Origin of the sequence: Mammaliicoccus sciuri (genome assembly GCF_025561425.1) — a bacterium.
Classification (GTDB): domain Bacteria; phylum Bacillota; class Bacilli; order Staphylococcales; family Staphylococcaceae; genus Mammaliicoccus; species Mammaliicoccus sciuri_A.
Genome location: NZ_CP094824.1, coordinates 295,352 through 307,362, shown reverse-complemented (window position 1 = coordinate 307,362; position 12,011 = coordinate 295,352). Strand labels below are relative to the sequence as shown.

The 12,011-nt window shown below is 30.4% G+C and carries 14 protein-coding genes; 4 read left to right on the top strand and 10 right to left on the bottom strand.

Translation table 11 applies throughout. The annotated features are described in order from the left end of the window. Positions 1 to 10: 10 nt before the first annotated feature. From MUA60_RS01385 to MUA60_RS01375, 3 genes are read right to left on the bottom strand one after another with little or no spacing between them, the layout of a single operon-like run. On the bottom strand, positions 11 to 730 hold the full coding sequence (locus MUA60_RS01385) for an MFS transporter (protein WP_262649278.1): 720 nt from the start codon (positions 728 to 730) through the stop codon (positions 11 to 13). A 34-nt stretch (positions 731 to 764) separates the two neighbouring features. Beyond that, on the bottom strand, positions 765 to 1,310 hold the full coding sequence (locus MUA60_RS01380) for a cysteine hydrolase family protein (protein ID WP_262649277.1): 546 nt from the start codon (positions 1,308 to 1,310) through the stop codon (positions 765 to 767). Positions 1,311 to 1,363: 53 nt separating this feature from the next. Then, the gene (locus tag MUA60_RS01375; RefSeq protein WP_394812731.1) at positions 1,364 to 1,615 is read right to left on the bottom strand and encodes a hypothetical protein; all 252 of its coding nucleotides are present in this window, start codon (positions 1,613 to 1,615) and stop codon (positions 1,364 to 1,366) included. A gap of 242 nt (positions 1,616 to 1,857) precedes the next feature. Between MUA60_RS01375 and add the strand changes: the two genes are divergently transcribed. Next, a complete protein-coding gene (add, locus tag MUA60_RS01370) occupies positions 1,858 to 2,835 on the top strand; it encodes an adenosine deaminase (RefSeq protein WP_262649276.1) in 978 nt (325 codons plus the stop codon). Positions 2,836 to 2,892: 57 nt separating this feature from the next. Here the strand turns inward: add and MUA60_RS01365 are convergent, their stop codons facing one another. Then, the gene (locus MUA60_RS01365; protein ID WP_262649275.1) at positions 2,893 to 3,267 is read right to left on the bottom strand and encodes a hypothetical protein; all 375 of its coding nucleotides are present in this window, start codon (positions 3,265 to 3,267) and stop codon (positions 2,893 to 2,895) included. Positions 3,268 to 3,845: 578 nt separating this feature from the next. Further along, positions 3,846 to 4,337, bottom strand: coding sequence for an NDxxF motif lipoprotein (locus tag MUA60_RS01360; protein ID WP_262649274.1), 492 nt, complete (start codon positions 4,335 to 4,337; stop codon positions 3,846 to 3,848). A gap of 173 nt (positions 4,338 to 4,510) precedes the next feature. On the opposite strand from MUA60_RS01360, the gene bioB reads away from it, so the two are divergent. Further along, positions 4,511 to 5,473: a biotin synthase BioB gene (bioB, locus tag MUA60_RS01355; RefSeq protein ID WP_262649272.1), complete on the top strand. Its 963-nt coding sequence runs from the start codon at positions 4,511 to 4,513 to the stop codon at positions 5,471 to 5,473. 285 nt (positions 5,474 to 5,758) lie between these two features. Here the strand turns inward: bioB and MUA60_RS01350 are convergent, their stop codons facing one another. From MUA60_RS01350 to MUA60_RS01340, 3 genes are all read right to left on the bottom strand, one after another. Further along, positions 5,759 to 6,697, bottom strand: a complete 939-nt coding sequence (locus MUA60_RS01350; RefSeq protein WP_262649270.1) for a mechanosensitive ion channel — start codon at positions 6,695 to 6,697, stop codon at positions 5,759 to 5,761. Between the two features lie 196 nt (positions 6,698 to 6,893). Then, entirely contained in the window at positions 6,894 to 7,379 is a 486-nt protein-coding gene (locus tag MUA60_RS01345; RefSeq protein ID WP_262649268.1) for a GNAT family N-acetyltransferase, read from the bottom strand. A gap of 112 nt (positions 7,380 to 7,491) precedes the next feature. Next, a complete protein-coding gene (locus MUA60_RS01340; protein ID WP_025907313.1) occupies positions 7,492 to 7,821 on the bottom strand; it encodes a DUF4889 domain-containing protein in 330 nt (109 codons plus the stop codon). Between the two features lie 190 nt (positions 7,822 to 8,011). On the opposite strand from MUA60_RS01340, the gene MUA60_RS01335 reads away from it, so the two are divergent. Continuing rightward, the gene (locus MUA60_RS01335) at positions 8,012 to 8,902 is read left to right on the top strand and encodes a fructose bisphosphate aldolase (protein WP_262642405.1); all 891 of its coding nucleotides are present in this window, start codon (positions 8,012 to 8,014) and stop codon (positions 8,900 to 8,902) included. An 88-nt stretch (positions 8,903 to 8,990) separates the two neighbouring features. Here the strand turns inward: MUA60_RS01335 and MUA60_RS01330 are convergent, their stop codons facing one another. Together MUA60_RS01330 and MUA60_RS01325 are read right to left on the bottom strand one after the other, a co-directional pair. Next, positions 8,991 to 9,419 (bottom strand): IS3 family transposase, encoded by a 429-nt coding sequence (locus tag MUA60_RS01330; RefSeq protein WP_262649266.1) that lies wholly within the window; start codon positions 9,417 to 9,419, stop codon positions 8,991 to 8,993. Between the two features lie 276 nt (positions 9,420 to 9,695). Next, entirely contained in the window at positions 9,696 to 11,147 is a 1,452-nt protein-coding gene (locus tag MUA60_RS01325; protein ID WP_262649265.1) for a SulP family inorganic anion transporter, read from the bottom strand. Between the two features lie 94 nt (positions 11,148 to 11,241). Between MUA60_RS01325 and MUA60_RS01320 the strand changes: the two genes are divergently transcribed. Further along, positions 11,242 to 11,784 (top strand): recombinase family protein, encoded by a 543-nt coding sequence (locus tag MUA60_RS01320; protein ID WP_262649263.1) that lies wholly within the window; start codon positions 11,242 to 11,244, stop codon positions 11,782 to 11,784. Positions 11,785 to 12,011 lie beyond the last annotated feature (227 nt).

Here is a 12,011-nt window from a genome sequence, read left to right as displayed (position 1 = left end):
ATTTTTGGGTTCAGTACATAAATAGATAAAAAATGGATTGATCTGGCTCCATAAAGAAAATCATCCATGTTGTTAAAGTAATGGTAAACAACGTTATACCTATAAAGTCTATCTGTTCTTTTAATGCATTTAATTTTTTCGTACTTTCAACTTTTGGATAATATAAGAATCCAAATAAGAATGACAGAATGGAAAGCGGAACATTAACTAAGAATATTGCTTGCCAACCGCCACTGTGAATTAACAAACCACCGATTGTTGGACCAATAACAGAAATCGTCTGATTGGATATCGATAACATTGTTAATATTTTACTTGGACTATCTTTACCTGTACGCTTACCCTCATAACTGATTAAATACATTGCTGAAGGATAACCTGCACAAGTACCAATACCTATAAGAAATCTTGCTAATACTAATCCATAAAAAGATGGTGTAAAAATCGCAATCAAACTTGCTACACCTACTAAACTAGTAGCAAATAAAAATAACCCTCTAGGGCCAAATATATCTATAAGTTTACCTATCACCGGTTGACCAATACTCGTTGCTAAATATAACGATGACACAAGCCATGTTGTTTGATAAAAAGGTATATTAAAAGCTTGTGCTATTGGTATAAGTGCAACAGCTAACATAGAAGAGTTGATAGGATTCAATATTGACCCTAAAATCATTGGAGGATATAGTTTCGTATTAAAGGTTTCCTCACTCGAAACTTGACGCATAAAAATTATCTCCTATCTATACGATTGTATTTGACTATTCTAATGTCTCAGTTACTGCCGCATACCTAGGAAAAATTTTATCAATTAGAAATTGATGTGTTTCAATATCTCTGTCTGTCATCGCATCTGATAAGACCGTTAATTCAAAGTCTTTATCTGCCGCTTCAACTAAAGTAGATAACACAACACCACTCGTTACAACACCTGTTAAAATAAGGTGATCAACTTGCATACCACGCAATAACACTTCTAAATTACTACCTGTAAAAGCACTAAAGCGATGTTTTGTAACAACGACTTCATCTTCATTTGGTGCAAGTTCGTCTATAATTTGAGTTGAGGCATCATTCACACTCATTTGTTGTCCACTTGCTTTAATTCGTGAAAATGATTTGTTGTGAGGCGACACTTCATGAAATCCTTTCGAAAAAGCTACTCTCACAAAAATGACTGGAATTTGATGTTTCCTAGCACTTTCGATAGCCTTTTTATTTTTATCGATAATTTCACTCGAATTAGGTAAACTACCAACAATACCATTTTGCATATCCATAACTAATAAAGCAGATTGATTAGACATACTTACACTTCCTTAATATTCTTTTTAATGCAATGTTATCACAGCCATATTTCTCAAGAAATATTTTTGCCTATCAAAAAAGTCGAAACAATCATGACTGAAATTCTTGTTTCAGCATTGAACAACATGCCAATGACAACTAATACAATCATAATGATTGTGATTATATTACTGACCGGCGCGAATGGCATCTTAAATGGATGATCTTTAATTTGTTCTCTCTTTCTAAAATTCATATGACTAATTAAAATAGCAATCATTTGCATTTGTCTTGACGTTAACGCTCTTTTTAAATTATTATTCATGTCTGGCTCTTCTTAATATGTGTGTACTAAATTTTCAAACTATAATTTTTAAAAATATTCTATAAATATAGCATTTTTAATATTTCGAAACCAAGAATTTTCATATAAAAAAATAATATTTTCATAAACTTTCTCACAAAATCTACACATTTACGCTAAATACTACCAGATATTTCTGAAATTGTTTATAATATATAACTATATTTAAAATCATACCAATAGATAAAGAAAGGATATTCCCAATGTCTACAGTAAACGAAGTAGCAAAAACAGAGTTACACTGTCATTTAGACGGTTCTGTTAGTATCGAATTAATCCAGCAACTCGCACGAGAACAACATGTATCTATTAATTTAGAAGATATTCAAGTAGACCAAAATTGCGAAAGCTTAGATGACTACTTAAAATCTTTCGACACCATTTTAAAAGTTTTACAAACAAAAGATAGTTTAGAGAAAGCTGTTGTCGATGTCGCGCAACAAGCACATCATGACAACATTAAATACATAGAAATACGATTTGCGCCACTTTTCCATACAGATAAAGGATTAAATATTGAAGAAATTTTAGAAGCCGTTAACAACGGAGCAATCGAAGCTGAACATACATGTGATATTAAAGTCAATTTGCTAATTTGTGGCATGCGACATCATGACAACCAAACAAACATTGACCTTTTTAAATCAATAGATCAATTAAATACAACCAATCGCCACATCGTAGGTTTTGATTTTGCAGGTCCTGAAGAAGCATTTCCAACAAAAGTCATACAAGAAGCCATTCAATATACTACAGATTCTGGCCACCACTTAACATTGCATGCCGGTGAATGTGGATGTATACATAATATAATAGAAGGAATCGAACTCGGTGCACGAAGAATAGGACATGGCGTTGCAGCAATTCAAGACAATCAAGCATTATCATACATTAAACAGCACAACGCATTATTAGAAATTTGTCCGACGAGCAACTTACAAACAAAAGCAATCCAATCAATAGAAGAACTTAATATTAGAAAGCTTATAGAGCAAGGCATTCCATTTAATATTAATACAGATAATAGAACAGTTTCGAATACAAACTTAAACCAAGAATATCAACTCTTGTACAACCATCAGTTATTATCAATAGCTGAAATGAAAGACATTAATATTAAAGCGATAGATCATGCATTTATATCTGATATTGAAAAAGAACAATTAAAGACGAAATATTAAAATACTTAAAAGGCTGAGACAGATCAAACTGTCCCAGCCTTTTGAGTTTCTTAAATGTTATTTACCTGATTCTTTTTTTATAAAATATTTATTTTCAATAATGTCAGCGATGGTTATAATAATAAACCAACCAAAAATATATAACGGATTCGTAAATTGATTATTCTGATACGTACTCAATATGTATAATGACATTATTACCAAAAATATTATCATTACAACTATTCTAAATATCATAAATTTCTTGAAATCCTTTGCTTTCTCTCGTCCTCTCAACCAATCTCTAAATAAAAGAAAAATAATAAAAATTGGAAATAAACAAATAAATATTTGTTCAATACTTAGAAATAAACCTAATAATAAACTTAAGGCGATAATTAGAAATACAAATACCACCGTTAATAATTCTCTATTCTTGATTAATTGTTTCATCATACAACCACCATCTTTCAAAATAACCTTTTAGTTTTTATCCAAATTCGTGTTCATATTGTTTGGTTTTATAAAATATTTATTTTCAATAATGTCAGCGATGAATGATATTATTAGCCATCCAAACAAATATAAATACTTTACTTCTTCTCGATAAATACTTAAAAAATATTGAACCAATAATACAACACCTATTAAGATTATAATTACTCTGTAGGTCATAAAATATTTGATGTTCTTGGCTTCTTTCACACCTCTTAACCAATCACAAAATAGCGCCATTGATATAAAACAATGGAACCATGAAAATAAGCATTTTCGGAACTGACATAAATGAATATAGAAGTGCTCCAATTACAAAGATTAAAAACAAGCTTGCTCCTCTTATTAGTGTTTGATTCTCTAATAATCGCTTCTGCATACAACCACCATCTTTCAAAATAACCTTTTACATTTTAAACGCATTCGTCTTCACATTGATTTGTTTAAGGAATTTTTCTATTTTTGCTTGTTGTCTACCATTTACATTTTGACTATCTGGTACGATATCTTTTGTTGAGATGGTACCTTTTTCTGCTTTATCTACTATTTTTTTGTACTTGTTGGTCTAAATTTTTAATTGTTTGATTATAACTTGTAAAGTACTGACTGATTCTAATTGTTTCTTTTTGATAACCTTTTGGAAGTGTATTATTTTCAATATAATTTGAGAAGTTCTGGTCATTCTTTTCTAAAAGTTTTCTACCTTCTTCTAATTGATCTGCTTCTCTCTTCGTTAAAGGTTGTTCGTCCCATACTTTTTCTTCAATCATTGTTGTCACTTTATAAATACTTTCATTTGTATCTAAATAACGTTGAATACTTTTATGTATTTCTGACTTTGATAATTTTTCATTTGTTAAATCAGATTCAAATACAACAGTTGGCAACTTTGCATTTTCATGTTTTTTTGTTTGTTGTTCTGATTGATTATGTTCATTATTTTTACTTGTTGAACTTTCTTCGTTTCCGCATCCTACAAGCAATAAAGCTAAACTACTATATATAATGACTGATTTAAACCCCTTCATTTTATCTCCCCTATGTATAATTTAAATCTTTCAATATATATGGTATCACTAGTTCATTGTAATTTCTACCATATTTTAACAATTAAGCATTAATTGTTAACCTTTTATTTATTATGGTTTACAATCTAGAATATTATTAGTATTCTATTAATAATTATAGAGGGGGAATTTTAATGACTTTAGGAAATAACATCATTAATGGGCATCACTTAACATACGATGAAGCTTTAAAAATTTATCAAGATGAATCAATCGATACATTAACACTTGTTCAAGAAGCTTATAAAGTTCGCCATCATTATTATGGTAAGAAAGTAAAACTGAATATGATTTTAAATGCTAAAAGTGGTATTTGCCCTGAAGACTGTGGTTACTGCGGGCAATCAAGAGATGTTAAACAAAAATCTCAACGATATGCACTTATTCCAGAGAATCAAATCGTTGATGGTGCCAAAGTAGCTTCTGAAAATAAAATTGGAACATACTGTATTGTTATGAGTGGTCGTGGTCCTAGCGATAAAGAGATTTCTCACATTACTGATTCTGTTGAACAAATTAAAAGAAATCATCCTCAACTTAAGATTTGTGCTTGTCTCGGATTAACAAATGAACAACAAGCTGAGTCCCTTAAAAACAGTGGTGTAGACCGATATAATCATAATATTAATACTAGTGCTAATTTTCATGATGAAGTTGTGACAACACATAGTTTTGATGATCGTGTAAATACAATAAATATAATGAAGGAAAAGAATATTTCTCCATGTTCTGGCGTGATTTGTGGTATGGGGGAATCTGACGAAGATATTATCGATATGGCTTTTACATTAAATCAATTAGATGCTGATAGTATTCCAGTCAATTTCTTACACCCTATAAAAGATACGAAATTTGGCAGTATGGATGACTTAACACCTATGAAATGCATTAGAATTCTATGTATGTTTAGACTCATTAATCCTACAAAAGAAATACGTATTGCTGGTGGACGCGAAGTAAATTTAAGATCGCTTCAATCATTATCACTCATGGTTGCGAATTCTATTTTTGTTGGAGATTATTTAATTACTGGTGGTCAACCAAATCAAATGGATTATGACATGATTCAAGATTTAGGATTTGAAATTGATTATTAAAATAATGCAACTTATGAAAAATACCAAGAAGAAATGCTACATTAAAGGTGAAGATTTAAAGTATGCTTACATACTTTAATGGAACTCTTGGCTTTATTCAGCACTTAAGCCATGACTTGAACGATCTCTTGGCTTTATTCACACATTAAGCCATGACTTCAACGATCTCTTGGCTTTATTCACACATTAAGCCATGACTTGCCTCATCTCTTACCTTCACTCACTCAATATATATCCACACAAAAAAGCTGAGACACGGATGTCTCAGCTTTTTCTAATCATCTTTTATTTGTCATTTGATTCAGCTTTACGTTCAATTTTTGATAATGTTTTTTCTGCAAATGACTTACCACCGATACCGAATGAGATAGCAAATGCTACTGCTACAGCACCTAAGATTAGTAAGAATGCTACATTAACAATGCTTTGAGCAAAGTTTAATTGATCTAATGTCATAAATACTGAAACGATGATTAATAAATATTTAACGATTTCAGATACAAATACGTTACCTGTAGATTTTTTAATTAATTTAGATAGTAAGTTACCACCAATGAAACCAATTAATAAGATAATTGCTGCTGAAATTACTAATGGTAAGTATCCAATAATTGCTTCACCAATTGTATTTAACACTTCTAAATTAACTGTATTTAATGATTCAACAACAAAGAATAAACCAATGATTGTTGAAATTACCCAGCCTGCAGCTGAAGGAATATCAATACTTTCTTTATTCTCACCAAAGTTTACATAGTGATTATATTTACTAACATTTAAATTTGTTAATAAGTTTTTAACTAATGTACCTAATACTTTTGCGATGAATAAACCAACAACTAATATAACAATCGCAACAATAATTCTAGGTAAGAAGTCTAATACACTACCCATCATGTTCTTAATCGGTGTTGATACAGAAGTCATATTTAATGCATCAAACACTGATGGTAAGAATAGTAAGAAGATAATGAAGTAAGCTAATTTACCAAATGTCTGAATTAAGCCTTCAGACCCTGATTTGCCACTTCCTGATTCAGTTAACCCCTTTTTCTCTAACCATTTTTCAAAACCAACTGCGTTTAAACCTTTCACAATAACTGTTTTAACAATTACTGCAATTAACCAAGCGACAATTAATAAGATAATTGCACTAATTAAGTTTGGTATGAATGCTATAATGCTATCTAAAGCATTTAAGAATGAATCTGTTATTTTACTCATATTTAATTCCTCCTTTCTTGATATGTTACCCTAGTATAATAATACTAATCATATTTTTTAGAATAATTTTTGATTTGTTTAAAAATCTATTCTGAAAACCTAAATAAATTGAATAAGTAATTAATATTTCTAAAAAAACAAACGAGCAAATGATCAAACATCTGCCCGTTTCACGTAAAACACAATTCCATATGTATCATATTCTTTTCATCATTCTTATTTCTTTTAATTCTTTACTAACATCGCTTATTTCAGATTTACCATCTTTTTTAAAGCCATGTTTTTCATAAAATTTAATCGTAGGATGATTATCTTCAAAAACCCAAAGACTTAATTCATCATATTTATCCTTCATTTGTTCTTCCGCTTCTTGCATCAAACGTGTGCCTATTCCTTGGTGTTGATATGCTTCAAGTAAGTAAATGACCATAATTTCACCACATGTATCACTTGTATCTTCATCTTTGTCTTTACCATACATTAGAAATCCAATCACTTCTCCATCAACCTCTGCAACTATACACGGCGCATTAAATTTATGGTGTCTTTCAATATATGACGCTAACGTTAATTGATCCAAATAACTATCCGGGACAATCCCTCTATATGTCGTCAACCAAGACTCATAATGAACCTTAGCAATCGCTTCAACATCTGATTCTTGTTTATTTCTGATTAACATTACTTTAACCACCCACATTCTATAGAAGTTAAATGTAATTTTACTATATGTATCTCTTAAATAAAATAGTAAAAGTCCGAGACATTACCATTTGTCTCAGACTTTATATTTCTTACATTTCCATATCATGTATTTTCATCATTAAACCATGTGGTATGTCATCATGTTTGACGACTTCTTTTTTATAAAATGTTTTGCCATTATCGTTTGAAATTAATTTTACAAAATCACCTTTTTTAGGTTTGAAATCACTTGTTGATTCGATTTTAATATTTTCTGTAACTTCATTATTTTTCTCACTGACTACTTTTTCTGCAGTTGTACTATTCTCCATATACCCGTAGTATGTACTTTTTTGAGTTGAAAATAATAATAAAGCTGCGACCGCTAAAGCTACAATAGCTAAGCCACCTATTAATAATATTGCTGATTTTTTATTCATTGAGAATCCTCCCTAATGTACATCATAATGCGTATAACCTTTTTATGAAATAATCATGCGTCAATCTTCTTAAATTCGACATATTTATTGAACATTTTCTCTCTTAAAAAATCATTAAAAGTTGAATAACTTGCGATAAATGGTAAAAATCATCATACTATAATTGAAAATATCTAAAGGAGTGGAAAAAATGAACCAAGAACAATTTGAAAAAATAAAAAATGGTAAAGGTTTTATAGCTGCACTAGATCAAAGTGGTGGTAGTACTCCAAAAGCTCTTAAAGATTATGGTATTGATGAGAATCAATACAGCAACGAAGATGAAATGTTTACACTTGTTCATGAAATGAGAACACGTATCGTAACATCTCCAGCCTTTACTTCTGAAAAAATATTAGGTGCTATTTTATTTGAACAAACAATGGACCGTGAAGTTGAAGGTCAATATACTTCTGACTACTTAGCTTCAAAAGGTATTGTTCCTTTCTTAAAAGTAGACAAAGGTTTAGCAGATGAAGAAAATGGCGTTCAGTTAATGAAAGTCATTCCTGGTTTAGATGAGTTATTACAACGTGCAAAAGAACGTAATGTATTCGGTACAAAAATGCGTTCAAACATTCTTGAAGCAAACCAAGAAGCTATTGCTAAAGTTGTAGAACAACAATTTGAAATTGGTAAACAAATTATCGAAGCAGGATTAGTTCCAATTATCGAACCAGAAGTGAACATTAATGCTAAAGATAAAGAAGAAATTGAAGATATCTTAAAAGAAGAAATCGCGAAAGAATTAGATAAATTAAACGACGATCAATACGTTATGTTGAAATTAACAATTCCAACAAAACCAAACCAATATAAATCATTAATCGAACACCCTAACGTTGTTCGTGTCGTTGCATTATCAGGCGGTTACTCAAGAGAAAAAGCAAATGAATTACTTAAAGAAAATGACGGACTTATCGCAAGTTTCTCACGTGCATTAGTAACTGACCTATTCGCAGGACAATCAGAAGAAGAATTTAATAGCGGATTACAAGACGCAGTAGATTCAATCTATGACGCATCAGTCAATAAGAATTAATAACATAACAAAAGGCTTGGACAATTCATTAGTGTCCGAGCCTTTTTTATATTGGGGTTAAATAAAATTTCTCAGTCTTCCTGTACCTTTATTCTTTCTTATTTTCATGTGATTGACCTTTTAAACCAAGTTCATTCATTAAACGTTGAATTCTCTTATGATTGACTGGTTTTCCTAATTCTTCTCTAATGTAATGATAAATACGTCTATATCCGTATGTCTCATTAGATTTATGATATATATCTAAAATGTCTTTCTTCAATTCTTCGTTTTCTATATCTCTTTTTGATGGTTCACGATTCAACCAATTATAATAATTCGATTTTGGCATTCCGAATATTTGTAGCAGTTGTTTAACTGGATAATCACCTTTTAAATCATAAATTGTTTTACATGTAGCATTTTTGAAAGCTTTTTTGTCTTTCTTATTTTCCTCTTCCAAATATTTATCGCGCACTTTTAATACATATATTTCAATCTCTTTCTGTTCTTCAAGCGTTAATTTTTTTGCACTCATTTTATACACCTCAACTTTAGAGAATTTAAGTTTAATTTGCTTTAAGTATACAGGTTTAATCGTTTCTTTACATCAGCTGATTATCTAATAAAGAATTAAATACTTTTTAAAACGAGATAAAACATAATTCAAAACAAAGACACTTTAAAAGAATATATATTCCCCGTTACTATTTGGGAAGGCGGTACATGTTAAGTTTAACCAAGATAATTTATATAAAAAACCAGTATAAATCCATTTTATGGTGAATTTATACTGGTTTGTTTTGTTGTTTTCTTATGTTAAATGCGTTTCATTGAGCTGACTTAATTCGGAAATAATTTTTCTGCTATCTGTATTTAATTGTTTAACAAATACTGTATTGTTTTTATCTTCGAATTTTTTTACCATTGAATCGATTGCATTGACTGCTGAGTCATCCCATAAATGAGCATGTGTAAAGTCTAATTCAATCTGACTATTTTCAATAGAAAAGTCTAACTGATTCATCATTGAATCGATTGAAACAAAGAATATTTGCCCAGTGAATGCATATTTGTAAAAATGGTTTTCTATTGTTTGATGTACATGAACATTTGATATTTTAGTAGCAAAGAATAAAGAACTAAATATGACGCCGACAATAACGCCTATAGCTAAGTTATGTGTAAACAACACGATGACTACTGTCAAAATCATAACGACAGCATCTGTTCTTGGCGCTTGTTTAACGTACTTAAATGATTTCCAATCAAATGTACTAATAGATACCATCACCATAATACCCGCTAAAATTGGCATAGGAATTTGTACAACTACATCTCCTAATAATAGGATGAGAATGATTAAGAAGACACCCGCTGTAAATGTTGATAATCTACTTGTTGCACCTGATTTTACATTAATAACAGATTGACCAATCATAGCACAGCCACCCATTCCTCCAAATAGACCTGCGATGATATTGGCAATACCTTGACCTCTAGATTCTTTATTTTTATTACTATGAGAATCTGTTGCTTCATCAACAATTTTAGCTGTTAATAAACTTTCTACTAATCCTACAATTGCCATTGATAAAGAATACGGCAAAATGATAGCTAATGTTTCTAAGTTAAAAGGAACTTGTGGTATTAAGAAATTCGGAAATGCTCTTGTTATCGTACCTAAATCGCCAACTGTTCTTACATTAGAACCTGTTACCATATATAGTGTTGTTAATAAAATGATTGCGATAAGTGGTGCAGGAATGGCTTTGAAATATTTTGGTACAATATAAACAATGAGTAATGTAATAGCTATATAAATATATGTACTTATTGAAATACCAAATATATGCTCAAGTTGAGACATAAAAATCATAATCGCTAAGGCATTTACAAATCCAATCATGACTGACCTTGGTATAAACTTCATGAGTCTACCAATTTTGAGAATTCCTAATAATAACTGTATAATACCCATGAGTATCGTTGCTGCAAATAAATAATCGACACCATGTTCTCTTACTAAAGGTGTTACAATAAGCGCAACAGCTCCAGCAGCTCCAGATATCATAACAGGTCTACCACCTACTATTGAAGTTGTCGTAGCAATAATAAAAGCAGCGTACAATCCTACCATTGGATCTACACCTGCAATTATAGAAAATGCAATGGCTTCAGGTATAAGTGCTAGCGCTACAACAATACCAGCTAGTAAATTTTTGCCTGGATTAGAAAGCCATTCTTCTATATAAGATTTAATCATTATACATACTCCTATTTTATATATTTTCAATAGTGCTATTATAAACAAAAGAGTTTCATATGTATACATTTATGAAACTATTGAGGTGAAATTTATGAATTATGGTTATATTAGACCAATCGAATTATATGATACAATCGCTGAACAACATTCAAAGTTAAGCAAATTTTCGTTAACAATTATTGAAGAATCTCATGCACAAACTGAAATCAGAAAAGAATTAAATACATTATTTTATAGTAAATTACAAAGTGGGGATAAATTATACATAACTGATTTATGTATTCTTGCAGATACCTCATATCAATTAGAAGAACTCATTACAATTGCCCAGGAAATCAATGTGGACATTCATATAATTAATGCTCAAATAACAATTAGTCAGTATGAACAAATGAATTTTAATAAAATTTTAAATCTAATTAATCAATTTCAAAGCGATATGATTAAATTCAGAACTAAGTCTGGTATCGCAAAAGCCAAAATAGCAGGTAAGACTATCGGAAGACCAAAACGAAATGATCTTAATTTAAAAAATGCCATCGAAATGTACCATTCTAAGAAATATACTTTAGAAGAAATTAAAGAAGCGACAAACATTAGCAGAGCAACATTATATAGACACTTAAATAAATAACAATTAGGGACAGAATTCTGGGAAATGTCCGTAAGACACACTGTTAGGGACACAATTCGGAATAATGTCCCTTAGACCCCCCTCTTATTACCATTATTCGGAATTATGGTAGTTAGCACGTTCTTATTACCACTTTTCAGAATTATGGTAGTTAGAGCTCTCTTATTACCATTATTCGGAATTATGGTAGTTAGCACGTTCTTATTACCACTTTTCAGAATTATGGT